The organism is Rhodanobacter sp. LX-99, from assembly GCF_018599185.1.
Classification (GTDB): domain Bacteria; phylum Pseudomonadota; class Gammaproteobacteria; order Xanthomonadales; family Rhodanobacteraceae; genus Rhodanobacter.
The window spans coordinates 364104-383815 of sequence record NZ_JAHFVL010000002.1 but is presented as its reverse complement, the minus strand read 5'-3'; the positions used below and the strand labels follow the sequence as shown (position 1 = coordinate 383815).

Annotated in this window: 22 protein-coding genes; 11 read left to right on the top strand and 11 right to left on the bottom strand. The window is 68.3% G+C overall.

The window, feature by feature from the left end; genetic code table 11:
• Positions 1–2 precede the first annotated feature (2 nt).
• Positions 3–764 (bottom strand): ABC transporter permease, encoded by a 762-nt coding sequence (locus KK131_RS12470; RefSeq protein ID WP_214557047.1) that lies wholly within the window; start codon positions 762–764, stop codon positions 3–5.
• Positions 761–1687, bottom strand: coding sequence for an ABC transporter ATP-binding protein (locus KK131_RS12465; protein WP_214557046.1), 927 nt, complete (start codon positions 1685–1687; stop codon positions 761–763). Before KK131_RS12465 ends, KK131_RS12470 begins: the two co-directional genes overlap by 4 nt.
• A gap of 282 nt (positions 1688–1969) precedes the next feature.
• Between KK131_RS12465 and KK131_RS12460 the strand changes: the two genes are divergently transcribed.
• Positions 1970–2509: a lipocalin family protein gene (locus tag KK131_RS12460; RefSeq protein ID WP_214557045.1), complete on the top strand. Its 540-nt coding sequence runs from the start codon at positions 1970–1972 to the stop codon at positions 2507–2509.
• A 42-nt stretch (positions 2510–2551) separates the two neighbouring features.
• Here the strand turns inward: KK131_RS12460 and KK131_RS12455 are convergent, their stop codons facing one another.
• The 3 genes from KK131_RS12455 to KK131_RS12445 all read right to left on the bottom strand — a co-directional run bounded on the left by KK131_RS12455 (position 2552) and on the right by KK131_RS12445 (position 4952).
• Positions 2552–3514, bottom strand: a complete 963-nt coding sequence (locus tag KK131_RS12455) for an asparaginase (RefSeq protein ID WP_214557044.1) — start codon at positions 3512–3514, stop codon at positions 2552–2554.
• A 147-nt stretch (positions 3515–3661) separates the two neighbouring features.
• Positions 3662–4144 carry a DUF4440 domain-containing protein gene (locus KK131_RS12450; protein ID WP_250887243.1) on the bottom strand — a complete coding sequence of 161 codons (483 nt, stop codon included), beginning with the start codon at positions 4142–4144 and terminating at the stop codon, positions 3662–3664.
• A 49-nt stretch (positions 4145–4193) separates the two neighbouring features.
• Positions 4194–4952, bottom strand: coding sequence for a hypothetical protein (locus KK131_RS12445; RefSeq protein ID WP_214557042.1), 759 nt, complete (start codon positions 4950–4952; stop codon positions 4194–4196).
• Between the two features lie 125 nt (positions 4953–5077).
• Between KK131_RS12445 and KK131_RS12440 the strand changes: the two genes are divergently transcribed.
• From KK131_RS12440 to KK131_RS12420, 5 genes are all read left to right on the top strand, one after another.
• Entirely contained in the window at positions 5078–5545 is a 468-nt protein-coding gene (locus tag KK131_RS12440) for a MarR family transcriptional regulator (protein ID WP_214557041.1), read from the top strand.
• Between the two features lie 95 nt (positions 5546–5640).
• Complete coding sequence (locus KK131_RS12435; protein WP_214557040.1) at positions 5641–6066, top strand: organic hydroperoxide resistance protein; 426 nt, start codon at positions 5641–5643, stop codon at positions 6064–6066.
• A 162-nt stretch (positions 6067–6228) separates the two neighbouring features.
• A complete protein-coding gene (locus KK131_RS12430; protein WP_214557039.1) occupies positions 6229–7611 on the top strand; it encodes a diguanylate cyclase in 1383 nt (460 codons plus the stop codon).
• 172 nt (positions 7612–7783) lie between these two features.
• Complete coding sequence (locus KK131_RS12425; protein ID WP_214557038.1) at positions 7784–8551, top strand: ATP-binding cassette domain-containing protein; 768 nt, start codon at positions 7784–7786, stop codon at positions 8549–8551.
• Positions 8548–10041 (top strand): glycine betaine ABC transporter substrate-binding protein, encoded by a 1494-nt coding sequence (locus tag KK131_RS12420; protein ID WP_214557037.1) that lies wholly within the window; start codon positions 8548–8550, stop codon positions 10039–10041. The genes KK131_RS12425 and KK131_RS12420 overlap by 4 nt, the downstream gene beginning before the upstream one ends.
• 12 nt (positions 10042–10053) lie before the next feature.
• Here the strand turns inward: KK131_RS12420 and KK131_RS12415 are convergent, their stop codons facing one another.
• On the bottom strand, positions 10054–10398 hold the full coding sequence (locus tag KK131_RS12415) for a zinc ribbon domain-containing protein YjdM (RefSeq protein ID WP_214557036.1): 345 nt from the start codon (positions 10396–10398) through the stop codon (positions 10054–10056).
• A 118-nt stretch (positions 10399–10516) separates the two neighbouring features.
• Here KK131_RS12415 and KK131_RS12410 point away from each other — a divergent pair, with 118 nt between their 5' ends.
• A complete protein-coding gene (locus KK131_RS12410; protein ID WP_214557035.1) occupies positions 10517–10879 on the top strand; it encodes a VOC family protein in 363 nt (120 codons plus the stop codon).
• A 49-nt stretch (positions 10880–10928) separates the two neighbouring features.
• Here KK131_RS12410 and KK131_RS12405 read toward each other — a convergent pair whose 3' ends face one another.
• Entirely contained in the window at positions 10929–12446 is a 1518-nt protein-coding gene (locus tag KK131_RS12405) for a carbohydrate-binding protein (protein WP_214557034.1), read from the bottom strand.
• A gap of 386 nt (positions 12447–12832) precedes the next feature.
• Here KK131_RS12405 and KK131_RS12400 point away from each other — a divergent pair, with 386 nt between their 5' ends.
• Positions 12833–13387, top strand: coding sequence for a sulfur transferase domain-containing protein (locus tag KK131_RS12400; RefSeq protein ID WP_214557033.1), 555 nt, complete (start codon positions 12833–12835; stop codon positions 13385–13387).
• Positions 13388–13535: 148 nt separating this feature from the next.
• Positions 13536–14423: a DMT family transporter gene (locus tag KK131_RS12395; RefSeq protein WP_284731488.1), complete on the top strand. Its 888-nt coding sequence runs from the start codon at positions 13536–13538 to the stop codon at positions 14421–14423.
• Positions 14424–14441: 18 nt separating this feature from the next.
• On the opposite strand, the gene KK131_RS12390 is transcribed toward KK131_RS12395, so the two are convergent.
• Together KK131_RS12390 and KK131_RS12385 are read right to left on the bottom strand one after the other, a co-directional pair.
• Positions 14442–14993: a 2'-5' RNA ligase family protein gene (locus tag KK131_RS12390; protein WP_345777249.1), complete on the bottom strand. Its 552-nt coding sequence runs from the start codon at positions 14991–14993 to the stop codon at positions 14442–14444.
• 325 nt (positions 14994–15318) lie between these two features.
• A complete protein-coding gene (locus tag KK131_RS12385; protein ID WP_214557032.1) occupies positions 15319–15585 on the bottom strand; it encodes a DksA/TraR family C4-type zinc finger protein in 267 nt (88 codons plus the stop codon).
• A gap of 261 nt (positions 15586–15846) precedes the next feature.
• Between KK131_RS12385 and KK131_RS12380 the strand changes: the two genes are divergently transcribed.
• Positions 15847–17616: an acyl-CoA dehydrogenase family protein gene (locus KK131_RS12380; RefSeq protein WP_214557031.1), complete on the top strand. Its 1770-nt coding sequence runs from the start codon at positions 15847–15849 to the stop codon at positions 17614–17616.
• A 23-nt stretch (positions 17617–17639) separates the two neighbouring features.
• Positions 17640–18047: an OsmC family protein gene (locus KK131_RS12375; RefSeq protein ID WP_214557030.1), complete on the top strand. Its 408-nt coding sequence runs from the start codon at positions 17640–17642 to the stop codon at positions 18045–18047.
• Between the two features lie 53 nt (positions 18048–18100).
• On the opposite strand, the gene ubiM is transcribed toward KK131_RS12375, so the two are convergent.
• Both ubiM and KK131_RS12365 read right to left on the bottom strand, forming a co-directional pair.
• Entirely contained in the window at positions 18101–19324 is a 1224-nt protein-coding gene (gene ubiM, locus KK131_RS12370; protein WP_214557029.1) for a 5-demethoxyubiquinol-8 5-hydroxylase UbiM, read from the bottom strand.
• 96 nt (positions 19325–19420) lie between these two features.
• Positions 19421–19660 (bottom strand): hypothetical protein, encoded by a 240-nt coding sequence (locus KK131_RS12365; RefSeq protein ID WP_214557028.1) that lies wholly within the window; start codon positions 19658–19660, stop codon positions 19421–19423.
• Positions 19661–19712 lie beyond the last annotated feature (52 nt).

The window sequence follows — 19712 nt, the reverse complement described above, 5'->3', positions numbered from 1 at the left end:
GCTCAGGCTTTCAACCGGTAGCCGCTGCGGAAGATCCACCACACCGCGGCCAGACAGACCGCGAGAAACACCAGGGTCATGCCCACGCTGACGCCCACGCCGACGTCGGCGACGCCGTAGAAGCTCCAGCGGAAGCCGCTGATCAGGTACACCACCGGATTGAACAGGGTGACCTTCTGCCAGAACAGCGGCAGCATGTGGATCGAATAGAAGCTGCCGCCGAGAAAGGTCAGCGGCGTCACCACCAGCAGCGGCACCAGCTGCAGCTTCTCGAAGTTGTCCGCCCAGATGCCGATGATGAAGCCGAACAGGCTGAAGGTCACCGCGGTAAGCAGCAGGAACGCCAGCATCCACAGCGGATGTTCGATCTGGAACGGCACGAACAGCCGCGCGGTGACCAGGATGATCAGGCCCAGGATGATCGACTTGCTCGCCGCCGCGCCGACGTAGCCGGCGACGATCTCGAACGGCGACACCGGCGCCGACAGTATCTCGTAGATCGTGCCCACGAATTTCGGGAAGTAGATGCCGAACGAGGCGTTGGAGATGCTCTGCGTCAGCAGCGACAGCATGATCAGCCCCGGCACGATGAAGGCGCCGTAGCTGACCCCGTCGATCCCGTTCATGTGCGAGCCGATCGCCGCACCGAACACCACGAAGTACAGCGAGGTGGAGATCACCGGCGAAACGATGCTCTGCAGCAGGGTGCGCCAGGTGCGCGCCATCTCGAAGCGGTAGATCGCGCGGATCGCGTAAATGTTCATGCGCGCTCCCTCACCAGGCTGACGAAGATGTCCTCCAGCGAACTCTGGCTGGTCTTGAGGTCCTTGAAGTCGATGCCCGCCTCGCCGAGCCGGCGCAGCAGCACATCGATGCCCGTGTGCTCGCCCTGCGCGTCGAAGGTATAGACCAGTTCGTGGCCGTCGGCCGACAACTCCAGCGGGTCATCGGCCAGCGCGGCGGGAATGTTCGCCAGCGGGTTCTGCAGGTGCAGGGTCAGCTGCTTGCGGCCAAGCTTGTTCATCAACTCGGCCTTGTCCTCGACCAGGATCAACTCCCCCTTGTGGATCACCCCGATCCGATCGGCCATCTCCTCGGCCTCCTCGATGTAGTGGGTGGTCAGGATGATGGTGACGCCGGTGGCGCGCAGCGCGCGCACCATCGCCCACATGTCGCGACGCAGCTCCACGTCGACGCCGGCGGTGGGCTCGTCCAGGAACAGGATCTGCGGCTCGTGCGACAGCGCCTTGGCGATCATCACGCGGCGCTTCATGCCGCCGGACAGGGTCATCAGCCGGCTGTCCTTCTTGCCCCACAGCGACAGGTCCTTCAGCACCTTCTCGACATGCGCCGCGTTCGCCGCCTTGCCGAACAGCCCGCGGCTGAAACTGACCGTGTTCCACACCGTCTCGAACGCGTCGGTGGTCAGCTCCTGCGGCACCAGGCCGATCTTCGCACGCGCCGCGCGGTAATCGCGCACCACGTCGTGGCCGTCGGCCAGCACCGTACCCTCGCTGGGATTGACGATGCCGCAGATGATGCTGATCAGGGTGGTCTTGCCCGCACCGTTGGGGCCCAGCAGGGCGAAGATCTCGCCTTGGCGAATCTCCAGATCGATCTTCTTCAGCGCCTGGAATCCGGAGGCATACGTCTTGCTGAGTTGACTGACGGCAATGATCGGCTGCACGCGAACTCCTGGGGGATGACGACGGGGAGCGCCGATGGTATGCCCATCCGCGCCGCTGCAGCCAGCCCGGCGCTGCACTTCTTCTGCGACTTTCCCTCTTCGAACTGATGCGCCACCATCAAGATGCCTGCACCACTGGACCGCCGGGGTCGGGATCGAGGATAAACGCAGTCTCAGCTTTCGTTCTCCGGCATCCCCCCATGGCATCGACGTCACCCACCGCCCGACATCTTCCTGGCATGACAGCGATTCCGCGCCATGCATAACCGATGGAGCCAGACCATGCGCATGTTCCGCCGGCTGCTGATGGCCGCACTGCTGGCCGCTGCCCTGCCGGCGGTGGCCGCCACCTTGCCGAATCAGCCCGTGCCGTCGCTCGACATCAATCGCTACGCCGGTCAATGGCATGAGATCGCGCGCCTGCCGATGTACTTCGAGCGCAAGTGCCTGGATGCCGTCGTCGCCACCTACACGCCGAACCCCGACGGCACCGTCCACATCCACAACACCTGCCGCACCGGCAAGGGCCGGATGTCCGTCGACGGAGTGGCGCGGATGAAGGAGAGCCAGCCCGCGGCACTGGAGGTGCGCTTCGTGCCCGCCTGGCTGACCTGGCTGCCGATGGCATGGGCCGACTACTGGGTGATCGAGGTGGACGCCGACTACCAATGGGCCGTGATCGGCAGCCCCGGGCGCAAGCACCTGTGGATACTCTCGCGCCGTCCCTCGATGGACCGCGCACTGTTCCAGACACTCAAGGAGCACTCGCGCCAGCGCGGCTACCCGGTCGACCAGCTGATGATGATCGCGCCGCTGGATTGAGCGCAGGGCGCACCGCCGAAATCAGCGGATCAGGCCCGCGGCTCAATCGACCGGAAAGATCGCCGCGGGCGCCAGCCCGAGCCTCAGGCCCACGATCAGGCGCAGGCGCGCCTTGAGCGGTTGCAGGTTGCCCACCGGCAGCAGGCCCTGCGCGATCAGGTCGCTCTCCGCCCCCTCGCCGCGATAGGTGGAGGTCAGCACCGATCCGGCCGCGCAGCGGCTGGCGAGCACCACCGGCATGCGCCGGGCCAGCGCCCCCAGCACCTTCGCCGCTGCCGGCGGCACATGGCCACCGCCCATGCCGGCGATCACCAGGCCGTCGGCGTAACGGCCCGCCGCCTCGGCGAGGCTGCCGTCGTCGCCGCTGGCCATGGTCAGCAACTCGACCCGATGCGACAGTTCACGCGGCCGCCCCAGGATCGGCCCCGCCGGCGCCCCCCACAGGCGCACGCGGCCCTCGCCGACGACGCCGACCGGACCGGCGCCGGGACTGGCGAACGCCGCGGGGCGGCTGGTGTGCACCTTGGTCACCCAACGCGCCGCGTGGATCTCGTCGCCGAACACCAGCAGCGGCCCCAATGCGGCGGCCTCGGCCTGCGCGGCCACCGCGATCGCCGCAGCCAGATTGGCCGGGCCGTCCGAGCCGGCGACCACGCCCGGGCGCATCGCGCCGGTCAGCACCACCGGCAACCGCGCGCCGCACATCAGCGCGAACAGATAGGCGGTTTCCTCCAGGGTGTCGGTGCCCTGGCTGATCACCACGCCGTCCGGCGGCTGCGCGCCGGAGGCGAGCGCGTCGACACGCTCCACCAGTTGCAGCACGTCGGCCAGCGACATCGCGCGGCTCGGCACAGTGAGCGCGTCGATCGCGCTGACTTCGACGTTCGCGGGCAACGTCGCCCCCGCCAGCAGTTCGGCGGCACGGCCCGTCGGGCGAAAGCGGCCGGCTTCGTCGGCGTGGCCGGCGATCGTTCCCCCGCAGGCAATCAGTGTCACTCGGCGCATGTAAAGCCTTGTCGGTCCATGCCGGGGCGCGCCACGATGCGGCACCGGGCTTCTTGCAGAAGCGGCCACAAGTAATGCCATAAGCCGGCCTTGTCAAAGGCGACGGGCAGGAATGCCGGCCGGGTGAAGCTCTGTATGGGGTACCTGCTACTTCGCGTTGCCCGGCCGGCTCGGCGCGCACCCCGTCTTCTGCACGGTGTAGCTGATCCCGGCGATACGCCAGCCGTCGGCGTTGCGCACCAGGCTGAAGCTGTCGATGCCGCAGTGGGACAGCTTGCCGTCGAGGTGGAAATCGTACGGCGCCCATACCTGGGCAAGGTTGCCCTGCACGGTCACCTGTGCGTCCCAGATGCGCTCGCGGAACGCTTCCTTGTGCCTGCCCAGCGTCTCCAGGTAGGCGGTGTCGGGCTCGACCTTCACCGCGCCATCGGGCAATACCACCACGAAGGTGGCGCCGGGCAGGATCAAGCGGCGCGAGGCGTCCACGTCATGTTTCGCCATCGCCGCGAACAGCGCGTCCACTGCGCCGAGCGCTTCACGCTGGAGTGCGCCGTGGGTGTCTTTCGCCTGCACGTTGCCGCCGGCCAGCGCGGCGAGTGCGGCGGCGGCCAGAGTCGCAAGGGTTGTCATCCGAAGGTTCATGCAAGGGCCTCATGGTGGTTTACAGCGGTCATCGCCATTACGTCATCGGCACGTCGGCCCGGCCGGCGCGTTGCACCGGTTTCGCGGCCGGTGCCCGCAGCAACTCTGCCGTATCGAGCAACTGCACGCCGACCGCCTGGGCCAGGTGCCCGCGCAGCCAGTAGCCATGCTCGGCGCCCACGATCACCACGATGCGCTTGCCCGGGTTCTCTTTCGCCGCCTGCAGGATGACGCCGAGGAACTGGCGGTTCCAGCGTTCCCAGCCGATGCGTTCGCCGTCGCCGACCATCGCCTGCTGCAGCTCATGCTTGGCACGCAGCACCGAATCGGTCACCGCGTCGTTGACCCGCGCCGGCGACGTCCAATACGTCTGCAGGCCGATGTAGGCGCCGTCGCTGTAGCGCGAGAACGCCTCGGCCTGTTCCGGCTCTCCTACGCTGAAATCGTGGCCGGCCTGGATGTACGGTTTGAGGATATCGCTGTAGGTGGGCTCGGCCGGCTCCATCGCATACACGCGATAGTGATGGCGGTCGATCAGCGGATAGACGACCCTGGGGTATTCCTGCTTGGTCGCCTCCGCCGGGCGCTGCTGCAGATCGGCCGGCTGCAGTTCGACGCAGAGCACATCGGGCCGCAGCCGCTCGATGGCCTGGCCCAGCGTTTCGAACGAATAGGCCGGGGTGGTCGCATGCAACTGGTGCAGCGTGGCAAGCACGGCCACCTGGGCCGGCGGGGTCTTCGCCGTCACCAGGGCCGGCAACGCCATGACCAGGACCAGCAGAAACCGTCTGCACATCACCTGTCCCTCGCCCGATGCATGCGGCGCCAGCTTAAGCCAGCGGCCATGACTTCACCCGTGCCGGAAGCCATCCAGTAAAAATAGCTTGCAATTAAATTGTGCGCTATATATTTTGTGCAGCCATGAGCACGCCCCGCACACCGTCGACACTTGCCGCGAACTCCACGCCCCGGCTGGACGCGCAGCTGTGCTTCGCGCTGTACTCGGCCGGGCTGGCGATGAACAAGGTCTATCGCAAGCTGCTCAAGCCGCTGGACCTCACCTACCCGCAATACCTGGTGATGATGGTGCTGTGGGAGGACGAAAGCCTCAGCGTGTCGGAAATCGGCGAACGGCTATTCCTCGACTCGGCCACGCTCACTCCGCTGCTGAAACGGCTGGAGACGGCGGGGCTGGTGACGCGGCTGCGCTCGCGCGACGACGAACGCCACGTGGTGGTCTCGCCGACCGCGCGCGGCAAGGCGCTGCAGGCGAAAGCCGGCAAGGTGCAGGAATCGGTGTTCTGCGCCACCCGGTGCACACCGGGCCAGTTGATGCACCTGAAACGGGAACTGCAGGAGCTGCGCGGCAAGCTGTCCGACAGCGCCTGACCAGGCCGTCCATTTTGCCTAATTAAATAGTGCGCTATCAAATAGCCAGCAATACATTAACTGCGACACCCAACCCACCTGAAAAGGAAACACCCATGTCCATCGAAAAAGTCCTGTATCGCTCCAAGGCCACGGCCACCGGCGGCCGCGACGGCCGCGCCACCTCGTCCGACAACGTGCTCGACGTCAAGCTGACCACGCCGAAGGAGCTCGGCGGCGCCGGCGGCGAAGGCACCAATCCGGAGCAGCTGTTCGCCGCCGGCTACTCGGCCTGTTTCCTCGGCGCGATGAAGTTCGTGGCCGCCCAGCAGAAGCTGCAACTGCCGGCCGATACCCAGGTGACCGGCCAGGTCGGCATCGGCCAGATCCCCACCGGCTTCGGCATCGAGGTCGAGCTGACCGTCTCGATCCCCGGCCTGCCCCGCGCCGACGCTGAAGCGCTGGTGCAGAAGGCGCACGTCGTGTGCCCGTACTCCAACGCCACACGCAACAACATCGACGTCACGCTGACCGTCGCCTGAGCGCCCGCTCCTGCGCCGGGCCACTCAGGCGGCCCGGCGCAGGCATTTCGTGGCCGTCGCGAGCGGGCCGGATGCGCGCGTAGACATTTCCCGCGCGAATTCCGGATAGGCTTCGAAGCCAGCATCGCCGCCTCGCCAGGCAACACGCTCGAACAGGTACGAATGAACCAACCGCCTTCTCCGCTGGAATCGGGCGCCGGCCTCCCCTTCAGCAACGTCATGGACCTCCTGCTCGACGCGATCTGCGTGGTGGACGTCCAGGGCCGCTACGTCTTCGTCAGCGCCGCCTTCGAACGCATCTTCGGCTACACGCCGGAAGAGGTCGTCGGCCGGCCGATGATCGAGCTGGTCCACCCCGACGACCGCGAGCGCACCCTGCAGGCGGCGAACGAGATCATGGCCGGCCACCCCAAGCCGCACTTCCAGAACCGCTACGTGCGCAAGGACGGCCGGGTCATCCACATCATGTGGTCGGCGCGCTGGTCGGAGGCGGACCAGGTGCGGATCGCCGTGGCGCGCGACGTCACCGAACTCAAGCGCGCCGAACTGATGCAGGTGGCATTGCACGCCATTTCCGAGGCGGCGCACTCGGCGGAGGATCTGCTGGCGCTGTTCCGGCACATCCACCGGATCGTCGGCAAGCTGCTGCCGGCCAAGAATTTCTTCGTGGCCTTGTACGACGCGAAGAAGGACGAGCTGAGCTTCCCCTACTTCGTCGACGAGTACGACCAGCCGCCCCCGACGCAAAGCCTGGATTCGGGCACGCTCACCAGCGAGGTGATCCGCAGCGGGCAGGCGCTGCTGCTGACGCCGGATACCCGGGTGGAACTGCCCGCGCGGGTGCGCCCGATCGTCGGCCGGGATTCGCTGGAATGGCTCGGCGTGCCGCTCAGCGGACAGCAGGGCGTGATCGGCGCGCTGGTGGTGCAGAGTTACTCCGGCGAAGTGCGCTACAGCCAGCAGGACAAGGCGCTGCTGCAGTTCGTCTCCACCCAGATCGCCGCGGCGATCGAGCGCAAGCAGACCGAGGCCCGCCTGCAATACCTCGCCCGGCACGATCAGCTCACCGACCTGCCCAACCGCGAACTGTTCCACGACCGGCTGCACACCGCGCTGGCCATGGCCCGGCGCGACCGCCAGCGGCTGGCCGTGCTGTACCTCGACCTGGACCAGTTCAAGCCGGTCAACGACAACCATGGCCATGACGTCGGCGACCTGCTGCTGCGCGAGGTGGCCGCGCGCATCAGCCAGTGCGTGCGCGACTCCGACACGGTCGGCCGCATCGGCGGCGACGAATTCGTGGCGCTGCTCAACGGCATCAGCCTGCCCGAACACGCCGGCGCGGTCGCCGCGAAGATCCGTGCCGCCGTCGGCCGGCCGTTCGAGCTGGCCGGCCGTCTCTTGCAGGTATCGGCAAGCATCGGCGTGGCCATCTACCCCGATCACGCCGAGGACGACAAGCAACTGCTGCGCCTTGCCGACGACGCCATGTACGGCGCCAAGCGGCAAGGCGGCAACCGCGTGCTGATGAGCGGGGCAGCATAGCGGTGCGGCAGGCATCCGGCCACGGCCAGTCACCGCATGATCGTCATTGGCGCATGAATCCGTTCTGCTGCTAGGCTCACGACGACCTCGCGACTGCGGCGCCGGCCATGCACCGCTCCCCCGCGCCGCGTCCCTCGCCATCGAGATGAAGACCGACTTGCCATGACACGCCATGCCCACGGCTGAGTCCCCCGGCGGCATCGCCTTTGCGCTGGAACAGGCCGGCAAGCGCTACGGCAAGGTGCGCGCGCTCGAACGAGTCAGCCTGGCGTTCGCCGCCGGCACCACCACGGCGCTGATCGGCAGCAGCGGCTCGGGCAAGTCCACCGTGCTGCGCCTGCTGCTTGGATTGGAGTGGCCGGATCATGGCCACGTCGAAGTCGACGGCAAACCCCTGCAACGCAACGATGTGCTGCCGCTGCGCCGGCGCGTCGGCTACGTGATCCAGGAGGGCGGCCTGTTCCCGCATCTCACCGCGCTGGGCAACCTGGCCCTGCTGCCGCGCCACCTCGGCTGGAACCGCGAGCGCATCCGCCAGCGCGCGGAGCAACTCGCCGCGCTGACTCATCTGCCGGTTGGCGTGCTGGAGCGCTACCCGGCCGAGCTGTCCGGCGGCCAGCGCCAGCGCGTGGCGCTGATGCGCGCGCTGATGGCCGACCCCGACGCGCTGCTGCTGGACGAACCGCTCGGCGCGCTCGATCCGGTGGTGCGGCACGAACTGCAGGACGAGCTGAAGCAGATCTTCGACCAGCTCGGCAAGACCGTGATCGTGGTCACCCACGACCTCGCCGAAGCGGCCTGGTTCGCCGAACGGCTGGTGCTGCTGCGCCGAGGCGCCGTGCTGCAGGACGGGACGTTCCGGGACCTGCGCGACCGCCCTGCCGACGCGTTCGTCAGCCGCTTCGTCGCGGCGCAGCGACGCCTGCCGGAGCCCTCGTGATGCGCCGCCTGCTGAGCGCACTGATCCTGCTGCTGGGCACATGCCTGCTGCCCGCGCCGGCACAGGACACGCCGGTGCGCATCGGCTCCAAGCAGTTCACCGAGTCGGTGATCCTCGGCGAACTGGCGCTGGCCGGTGCGCGCGAGGCCGGCATCGACTCGGTGCATCGGCGCGAACTGGGCGGCACCAGCATCCTGTGGCGCGCCCTGCTCGAAGGCGAGATCGACGCCTATCCCGAGTACACCGGCACGCTCACCCAGGAACTGCTGAAAGGCGTGCCGGCGAACGCGGACATCGCCACCCTGCGCACGCGGCTCAAGCCGCTCGGCATCGGCATCACCGACTCGCTCGGCTTCAGCGACACCTATGCGATCGGCATGCGCGCCGATGAAGCCGCGCGACTGGGCATCAAGGATATTTCCGACCTGCTGCGACACCCCGACCTGCGCTTCGGCTTCTCCAACGAGTTCATGGACCGCGGCGACGGCTGGCCCGGCCTGCGCCAGTACTACGGCCTGCCGCAGACGAAGGTGAGCGGCCTCGACCACACGCTGTCGTATCGCGCGGTGGCCAGCGGCGCGGTCGATGCGATCGACCTGTACAGCACGGACGCGGAAATCCCCTACTACCACCTGCGCACGCTGCGCGACGACCGCCATTACTTTCCGCGCTACGAGGCGGTCTACCTGTACCGGCTGGCGCTGGAGCAGCGCGCGCCCGCCTTCGTCGGCGTGCTGCACAAGCTCACCGGCAGCATCGACGAGGCCGCGATGCGCGCGATGAACGCGCGGGTGAAACTGCGCGGCACCAGGGAAAACGTGGTGGCCGCCGATTTCCTCGGCATCCATGCGGACGACCACGACGGCGGGCTATGGCCGCACCTGCTCCAGCGCAGCACCGAACACGTCAGGCTGGTGGCGATCTCGCTGGGGCTGGCCATGCTGCTGGCGATTCCGCTGGGCATCCTGGCGGCCCGGCTGCGACGGCTGGGCCAGTGGGTGATCGGCCTGACCGGCGTGCTGCAGACGGTGCCGTCGCTGGCCATGTTCGTGTTCATGATCCCGCTGCTCGGCATCGGCACCTGGCCGGCGATCGCCGCGCTGTTCCTGTACAGCCTGCTGCCGATCGTGCGCAATACGCACGCCGGCCTGGCCGGTATCGCGCCGGAATTGCGCGAATCCGCCGCGGCGCTGGGCCTGCCGCCCGGCGTGCGGCTGCGTCGGGTCGAGTTGCCGCTGGCGATGCGCTCGATCCTGGCCGGCATCAAGACCGCCGCGGTGATCAACGTGGGCACCGCCACGCTGGCCGCGCTGATCGGCGCCGGCGGTTACGGCCAGCCGATCCTCACCGGCATCCGGCTGGACGACGTCGGCCTGATCCTGCAGGGCGCGATCCCGGCCGCCGTGCTGGCGCTGCTGGTGCAGGGCCTGTTCGAGCTCGTCGAGCGCTGGCTGACGCCGCGTGGACTGCGGCTCGAAGCGCGCCAGTAGGTCCGCATCGGCTCAAGCCTTCTTGAGGAAACAGACCTTCAGCACCAGTCCCTTGATCTTGTCCGAGTTGCCTTCGATGTGCTCGTCGTCGCCGTCGACCAGGCGGATGTTGCGGATCACCGTGCCCTGCTTCAGCGGGATCGACGAGCCCTTCACCTTCAGATCCTTGATCACGGTCACCGTGTCGCCGCTGTTGAGCACGTTGCCGTTGACGTCGCGCACCACCAGCGCGGCGTCGGCCGCATGCGCGCCCGCCGCGACCGGCCACTCGTGGCCGCAGTCGGCGCAGACGTAGTTGTCGCCGTCCGGGTAGGTGTTTTCCATCGCGCACAGGGGGCAGGCGGGGATATCGGACATCGGTCGATCCTGGTCGTTCAATCAAGAGGACCGGCGATTATACGGGCGCGGCGCGCGCCTTCACGCGGCCGACATCGGCGTGGTGTTAAATCTACACGCACCGCCACGGAGACTCGCCATGCACGCCCGCCAGGTTCTCGCCACGGTTGCCGTGAGCGACTTCGCTGCCTCCAGCGCCTGGTACGCCCGCCTGTTCGGGCGCGTTCCCGACAACGGCCCGAACGCCTCCTGCGCCGAATGGCAGATCGCCCGGTGCACGCGGATCCAGGTGCTGCCCAGGAATGCACTGGCCGACGCAGGCCAGCCTGCCGGCGCGTCGCTGGGCATCATCGTGGACGACCTCGACGAGATCCTGCTCGGCCTGCAGGGACGGCAGATCGACGCGCCGCCGCCGCAACTGGCGACCCACTACGTGCGCTTCGCCCCGGTATGCGACCCGGACGGCAACCTGGTCACCTTCGTCGAATCGGCGACCGCCTGAGCCGAAGGCGGGCCGGCCGTTCGCCGACCCGCCCGCCGGTTCGTGCCGGCTACTTGCCGAGGTCCTGCAGGAAGCGCTTCGTGTATTGCAGCGGCGTGGTGCCGCCGACCGAGTTGCAGATCGGCGAAGCCGTTCCGCCGCCGCCCGAACACGGCGTGTCGCGGTCGAGCGACCAGAAGTGCACGCCGGCCATGCCCTGGCCTACCGCGTAATTGATCACGGTGTCGACGTCGGCGATGGTGAACACCTCACTGCTGACGTCGTTCACGCCGATCATCGGGGTCAGCTCGATCCGGCTGGCCGGGATGCCGTAGGTGTGCTCCAGGTTCAGCGCCGCCTGGATCGCCGACTGGCCCATGTCGCACTGCCCGTTCGACACCACGCACACGCCCGGGCTGGCCGAACCGAAGTCCATCACCATCAGGTTGATCGTGTAGTTCGGCAGGTTCGCCGCCTTGACCGCACGCACCACCATGTCGCCGACGCCGTTCAAGCCGCCGTAGCTGCCGTCCGACGCCGCCAGCGTGGCCAGGGTGAACGAGAAGCGCAGGCTCGGGTACAGGCTGTGCGCATACGCGGCGTTGGCGATCAGGTTGTTGATCTGCGCCTGCGTCTGGCCGCCCTCGATGTCGAAGTCCAGGCCGACCATGTACGGCGACGCATAGCGCGAAAGGAACTGCGCCATGCCGGCCGGCGTCGAGCAGGTGAAGCTGCCCGCCTGGCCACCGGTGGAGATCACGTAGCTCACCCCCGCATTGACCAGCGGCTGGATGTTCGCGCCGGCAAAGTTCGCTGCCGGGATGCCGCCCCAGCTCTCGCTGCCGCACTCGCCGGAGGCGAACGCCAGGGTGACCGCGCCGAGGTTCGGCAGCGCGGTGGCGACCAGGCTGCCGCTGCCCACCAGCGGAATTGGCGTACCGGTCACGGCGGTGCGCATCACGTTGGTGTTCCAGTCCAGGTTGATGGTCACGTCCTTGTACGGGCTGAACAGGAAGCCCGCGGCGGGCGGATTCGGATTGCCGGGGTCGCCCGGATCGCCGGGATCGCCCGGGCCCGTGCCATCGCAGGTACCTTGCGATGTCCACGGCTGACCGGTGCCCACCGCCCCACTGTGGGTAGCCGGGTCGTCGCCCTGGGTCCACCAGTTCGCCTTGTAGTTCACGCCGTTTTCGCTGACGACGCTGCCGCCGCCATAAGCGGTCGTTGCGCTCCAGGCCGCATCGCAGCCGCCGGAGGCCGGCGGCGGATCGGTCGGCGGCGTCGAGCTGCCGCAGGCGCCTTGCGACGTCCAGGGTTGGCCGGAGCCGGTGGGCCCGTTGCTGGTGGCCGGGTCGTTGCCCTGGGTCCACCAGTTCGCCAGATAGTTCGTGCCGTTCTCGCTGGCGACACTGCCGCCGCCGTAGGCGGTGGCAGCGCTCCATGCCGCGGCGCAGGCGGGCGCGGATTGCGCGTACGCCGCCTGCACCGGCATCGCCGCCAGCAAGGTCACCGACATGCCGGTTCCCACTGCACTGCCCAGCGCACTCAAGGCCAGGCCTGACCACACAGCCGATCGTTTCACAAACATGGGATCTCTCCTGATTGGAATGGCATCGCTACGGGTGAGTTGCAGGCGAATGCATGGCTGCGCTCCGATCAGCCGTGTGGTTGGGGACCCGGTCGCCTTTCCGCCTCCCTGCGCTACCGCTTGTCGTGGCTGGAACGGTCCCGTCTTAGATTCGTATGACAACGTTGTCTATAAGCCTTTTTCCAAACTGTGACGGCTGGCACGCAAGTCTATCGTTGAAATATGACGCGAATAGTGACCGTGCAATGCATGCTGCGACGCGGTATCGGGTAGGGTATTGATGACAACGTTGTCCTATCGATTCGACGGATAGCCCCGCACGCACCTGCAACAATCGCCCGGCCCGCTTCGGCTATCGTGTCCGTTCCCGAAACGAGGTATCCGACATGCTCCGTTCGCTACTGTTTTCGCTGGTACTCGCCATGACCGCCGGCGCCGCGACGGCCGCTGCGCCGGAGGAAGCCGCCATGGCCGGACTTCCCCATGTCGCGTTCCCGGCGCCGCATCGCGTGGCGTCCGGGCGACTGCAGGCGGGCGACATCGCCACACTGGAGCGCGCCGGCATCCGGCAGGTGATCGATCTCAGCCTGGACAGCGAGACGCCCGGTTTCGACGAAGCAGCCGCCGTGCGCGCAGCCGGCATCGGCTACCGCAACCTGCCGATTCGCGGCGCCGGCGACCTGACCCGTGCCAGGGTCGCGCAGTTCGACCGCCTGCTGCGCGACGTCGGCGACCAGCTGACCCTGGTGCATTGCGCCAGCAGCAACCGGGTGGGCGCGATGATCGCCTTGCGCGCCGCGCTGATCGACGGCCGGTCGAGCGAAGCGGCGCTGGCCGAAGGTCGCCGCTGGGGACTGAAGAGCCTGGAGCCGGCCGTGCGCGAACGGCTGCAGGCGTGGGCGGGCGATGGATCAGACGCCGCCGCGCCGACCGCGCGTTGAGGTTCCACGCCAACGGCACAAGTGCCGTGGCGCTTGCCGCACGAAAGCCGATGCGCAAGTTGGGCTACCATGCGCGCCTGCTTGGCTATCCCACGGCACGGACCTGGATTCGACCCCCGCATCGCCGCCTTTCCCCACGCCGCTGCCGCTGCGTGCCGTGCTGCTGATGCTGGGCAGCGCCAGCCTCTTTGCGTTGATGGCGGTAACCATCCGCTTCGCCTCGGCCCAGCTGCATCCGTTCCAGATCACCTTCTTCCGCAGCACGTTCGGTGCGCTGTTCGCGCTGCCGCTGCTGCACGTGCACGGCTGGCAGTTGCTGCACACGCCACGCTTCGGCTTCTACGTGATGCGCTGCGTGCTCGGCATGGGCGGCATGCTGGCCGGCTTCTGGGCCATCGTGAACCTGCCGCTGGCCGAGGCGGTGGCGCTGTCGTACTCCTCGCCGCTGTTCGTCACGATCGGCGCGGTGCTGTTCCTCGGCGAGATCGTGCGCATGCGACGCTGGAGCGCGGTGGTCGCCGGCTTCATCGGCGTGCTGGTGATCGTGCGGCCCGGCAGTGACGCGTTCACCGCCGGCAGCCTGGTCGCCCTGCTGGCGGCGGGATTGACCGGTGCGGTGACGATCAGCATCAAGTCGCTGACCGGCAGCGAACCGGCCGACCGCATCGTGCTGCTGACCACCTTGCTGTGGGTGCCGCTGTCGCTGCCCGCCGCACTGGCCGTATGGCAATGGCCGCACGCCGGCATCTGGCCGTGGCTGGTGCTGTCCGGCGCGCTCGGCACCGGCGGGCACTACTGCTGGACGCGCGCGCTGCGGCTGGCCGATGCCTCGCTGCTGGCGCCCTTCAGTTACCTGCAACTGCTGATCGTGGCGGTGCTGGCCTGGTGGATCTTCGGCGAAGGCGTGGATCGCCATACCGTGGCGGGCGCGGCCATCATCATCGGCGCCAGCCTGTACATCGCCCACCGCGAACACAGCCTGGCACGCCAACGGCGCCGGCAGGTACCGGCGGCGAACGCCGAACCGCCGATCTGACAGCGCGAGCCGCGCGGGTCATGCCTCGTCGGGCAGGTCCGGCAAGCTCGCCATCTCCGCCAGCATGTCGACCGGCTCGGGCACGAATGGCGCCGCCAGCGGCCAGCGGCCGATCGCCTCGTACCTGGACTCGCCGAAGAAACTGCGGATCAGCGCGAATTCGGACACCCACCAGCGAATCGTCGCGATGGATTCCTCGATCGCGTCGACCGCATGGCCATGCAGTATGGTGACGTGCGGCAGGAAACTGGAGACCCCGTTGACCTGCAGGCCCACGCGAGCCTGCGCCGCGGCAATCGCCTTGCGCAGGGCCAACGCCGCCTCGGTGGTGGCGGCGTCCGCACACAGCACGAACGGAAACCGGCCGTCCCTGGCGCTGAAGCGCATCGCCGAGTCCAGCGCCGCCATGAATCCCTGCGCGCGCACTTCACCGGCGGCGGCCAGCAACGCCTCCTCCAGCGGCTGCCGCAACCGTTCGGGCTTGCCCATCGGGCACAGCGTCAGGTGCAGGCTGTCGATGCCGACCGGCGACCCGCCGACCCGATGCGACTTGCGAAAACGCTCGCCCACGCCGGCGATCGCGGCGCGTGCCGGGGCATCCGGCAGCAACGCAAAAAAATAGTTGATGCCGGCGGCAAGCTCGGATGAGTTCGGTGAGATGGGAATGAGCTGTGCCTCCAGTGACCGGTTGCCGGCTGCCCTCGATACCCGAGCCGGCCCGGCCGATGGGGTCCGAGCTTGCCGCTTGTCGACGGGGCACACAAGTACTCGCCCCCTGCACGCTCGCGTTGCTGACCGGTCCCGATCCCGAAAAGGCGCGATGCATCATCGCGGCGCCGATGCAGACGAAGAAGATCGACGTCTAGACGCTGCAGCAGGCAAGACCGGATGATCGCTAGCGCAGCTGGCTGTCCTTGCTGCCGCGGCGGTTGTACAGGCTGGCACTGCGCTGCTCCGCGTCCTGCGCTTCCTGGCAGGCCACGCACAGACGCACGCCGGGCACGGCTTTGCGCCGCGCCGCGGGAATCGGCGCATCGCATTCCTCGCAGCGGGTCAGGCCCGGGCCTTTGCGCAACTGCTGGCGCGCCCGCTGCACCGCGTCGTTGACCGTGGCGTCGATCTGGTCCTGCACGGCGCCGTCGCCTGCCCAACCGGTTGCCATGGCATACCTCCGGGAAACTTCGATGTGACTCCGGGCGATCAATGCGACCTGGACCGCAGGTCCTCGATATAGCCCAGTTCGCCCAACGACGTGGGTTCGCTGGGCTGGAGTTTCAAGCAATCCCGGTACGCTTTCGCCCGCGCAGTACACAATGAGCATAACCGAAGCGGCGCCGTGCGCAGGCTGCGTCGATTCGCGGCATGGCCGGCCGCGGCGGAAGTGCCAGAATGCGTCATCCACCTTCGCCCAGGAGAACGCGTCGTGAGTACCGCCCCGCCCGTCACATCCGACAACACTGCCTTGCGCAGCGACGACAGCGTCGCCAAGCAGCTGTTCCTGGGCAACATCCTGGAAGAGAACCTGTTCCCCTATCCAGAAATCCGCGCGCGCGACAAGGAAATGCTGGGTGCGATGACCGACGCGATCGACCAGTTCCTGGCCGACAAGGGCGCCGAGCTGAAGCAGTACGACCGCGATGCCGAGCAGCCGGCCGAGTTCATCCAGGCGCTGCGCGACATGGGCCTGTTCGGCTTGATCATCCCCGAACAATTCGGCGGACTGGAACTGTCCAACGGCGCCTATGCGCGCGTGCTGGGCCAGACCAGCAGCCACGACAGTTCGGTCTCGCTGACCATCGGCGCACACAGCTCGATCGGCATGAAGGGCCTGCTGCTGTTCGGCACCGACGCGCAGAAGCAGCGCTACCTGCCGAAACTGGCCACCGGCGAGATGATCGCCGCGTTCTGCCTCACCGAATCCGGCGCCGGCTCCGACGCCGCCTCGATCCGCACCAAGGCGACACGCAACGACGACGGCAGCTGGACGCTGAGCGGCGAGAAGATCTGGATCACCAATGGCGGCATCGCCGATTTCTACACCGTGTTCGCGCGCACCGACACGCCCGAGGGCAAGATCACCGCATTCCTCGTCGAGGCGGCGTGGCCCGGCGTCAGCCACGGTCCGCACGAAGACAAGATGGGCATCCGCGCCTCGTCCACCACCACGGTCGCGTTCGCCGACGTGCGGGTGCCGCCGGAAAACGTGCTCGGCCCGGTCGGCAAGGGCTTCAAGGTAGCGATGAGCATCCTGAACTCGGGCCGCACCGGCCTCGGCGGCGGCGCGGTCGGCGGCATGCGCTCGCTGATCCGCCTTGCCAGCGCGCAGGCGAAGGAGCGCAAGCAGTTCGGCCAGCCGATCGCCGAGTTCGGCCTGGTGCGCGAGAAGATCGCGCAGATGGCGGTGGACTGTTTCGCCGCCGAAAGCGCGGTGTGGATGGTCGCGCACCTGATCGACGGCGGCGGCAGCGACTACTCGGTCGAAGCGGCGATGAGCAAGGTGTTCGCCAGCGAGGCGGTGCAGCGCGCCTCCTACGAGGCGCTGCAGATCGCCGCCGGCAACGGCTTCATGCGCGAGTTCCCGTACGAGCAGGTCACCCGCGACACGCGCATCCTGTCGATCTTCGAGGGCACCAACGAGATCCTGCGCCTGTACGTCGCGCTGTCCGGCCTGAAGGGCGTGGGCGCGGGCCTGAGCGAGCTGAAGGCCGCCGTGGGCGACATCTTCAACGACCCGATCAAGGGCTTCGGCGTGCTCGGCAGCTACACCGGCCGGCGCATGCGCGAGGCCACCGGCTACGGCATCGACCGCATCGCGCACGAGCTGTCGCCGCGGCTGCGCAAGGTCGCCGCCACCTACGAGAAGTACACGGTGGAACTGTCCAAGTCCTCCGACGCGCTGCTGCGCCGCTACGGCAAACAGGTGGCCGACCAGCAACACGCACAGAAGCGCCTGGCCGACATCGCGATCGACCTGTTCGTGGGCCTGTGCGTGCTCTCGCGCGCCGACAGCCTGGCAAGGCAATCGCACCCGGCCGCCGACGAGGCGATCCGCATCGCCGAGATCTTCGCGAAGCAGGCGCGCCGGCGCATGGCGCGCAACGTGCGCGGCCTGGAGCGCAACGAGGACGAGGCGATCGAGCAGTTGGCCGGCGCGGTGCTCGCGCACGACGGCTACATGTGGGACGTGATCTGAAACCCGCCCAAGGAGAATCTTCCATGAGTACACCCTCCGTCCGCGCCAGCACCGGCAGCGCGCCGTACGCGGTCGATTTCACCGACGACCAGGGCAACACCTGGCGCGCCGACGAGCCGGTCGACGAAGGTGGCGCCAACACCGGCCCGGCGCCGCACCGGCTGCTGCTTTCCGCGCTGGGCGCGTGCACCGCGATCACCCTGCAGATGTACGCGGCGCGCAAGGGCTGGCCGCTGCAGCACGTCGACGTCGAACTCAAATTCAACCCCGACGGCGCACCCGGGTCGGGCAACGACATCACCCGCGTGATCACCCTGCAAGGCGAGCTGAGCGACGAGCAGCGCGAACGCCTGCTGCAGATCGCCAACAAGTGCCCGATCCACAAGGTGCTGACCGGCGAGGTGCGCATCGCCTCCAGCCTCGCGCCCTGACCGGCGGCGCTCCGGCGAAGGCCGGAGCGTGGACTGCTGCACTCCCGGCTCAGTCAGGCCGGGATGCGCGGACGCAGCCGCCGCAGCGGTGCCGGCATGCCGCCATGTTCGGCGGTGAGGCCCGACATCACCAGCCGCCTGAACGGCCCCAGCCGCGCACCCGCGCCCAGTGCCAGCTTGCGCAACACCCGCGCCGGGCCGCGGTCGTCGGTGTACAGGCCGGCCAGCAGGTTGGTGGCCAGGTACAACGGCCGCGTGGCCAGCCGCAGTCGGCGTTCGTAGCGCGCCAGCAGCGCAGGCGCGGCGATGGACTGGCCGGCGGCCCGCGCGGCGCGCAGTTCGCGCGCCAGCAGATCCTGCCCGAGCAGGCCGAAATTGAAGCCGTGCGCGGTGACCGGGTGCATGCCCACTGCGGCGTCGCCGATCAGCGCGAAGCGTTCGGCCACGAAGCGCTTCGCGTACACGCCCACCAGCGGATAGGTGCAGCGCGGGCCGGCCACGGTCATCGTGCCCAGCCGGTGCCCGAAGCGTTCGGCCATCGCCGCCTCAAGCGCGGCGTCGTCCAGCGCCAGCAGCTCGCGCATCGCCGGCGGAGCCAGGGTCAGCACCACCGAAGACGTATGCGGATCGTGCAACGGCAGCAGGGCCAGGGTCTGGCCGTGGCCGAACCACTCCCACGCCACCTGCCCGTGCGGCACCTGGTGGCGCATGCGCAGCACCAGCATGGTCTTGCCGAAGTCGCGCATCTCCGCGCCGATGCCCATGGACCGGCGGGTGTCGGAGAAGCGGCTGTCTGCCGCCACCACGAGCTGCGCGCGCAGCGTGTCGCCGTTGTCGAGGCCGACCTCGGCGCCGCCGGCGCCGGTACGCACCGCGCCGACCCGCGCGCCGGTGATGCGCTCGACCTCGGGCAGCGTCATCACCTCTTCGTACGCGGCGCGGCGGATCGCATGGTTGGACAGCAGCCAGCCCAGTTGCTCCCTGCCGGCCTCATCGTGGCGGAACATCAGGCCGTCGCGGTCGTCGCCGTCGAGCACCATCGCATCGCGCAAGGTGCCGATCTCCTCTTGGTGCAGGCGCGCCCACAGGCCCAGCTCGCGCAGCAGGCGCTGCGAGTGGTGGGTGATCGCGATCTCGCGGCCGTCGTCGGCCGGCGCGATCAGCGCCGCCTCTTCCTGCCGCTCCACCAGCGCGATGCGCAGGCCGCTGCCGGCCAGGGAACGGGCGAAACACAGTCCGGCCGGGCCGGCTCCGATGACCACGATATCGAACGACATGAACAAAACGCTCCAGGGGGATGATCGCCGGCAGGCAGCGGGCGCGGCACCGGCCCGCGCCGACGCCGGCCGGGGGAACCGTCGGTCGATGCCGCGTCAGCCGCCGCAGCCGCCGCAACAGATCGACGGCAGCTGCACCACCTGCTCCGGCGCCACCGGCCAGCCGACCTGGCGCAACACCTCGATCAGGTCCGCCGCCGTCGCCGAGGCGGATACGCGCAGCACCAGCCCGCTCATGTCCAGATCGGCCACCGCGGTGGGGTCGACATTGAACAAGGCGTCCTGCACGACGGCCGGATCGGGAGCGGCATCGGTCAAGGCAATATGGAATTCCATCGGATTTCCTCGTTTCATGGGCACCGCATTGATGCCGTCGACACGATGTTCG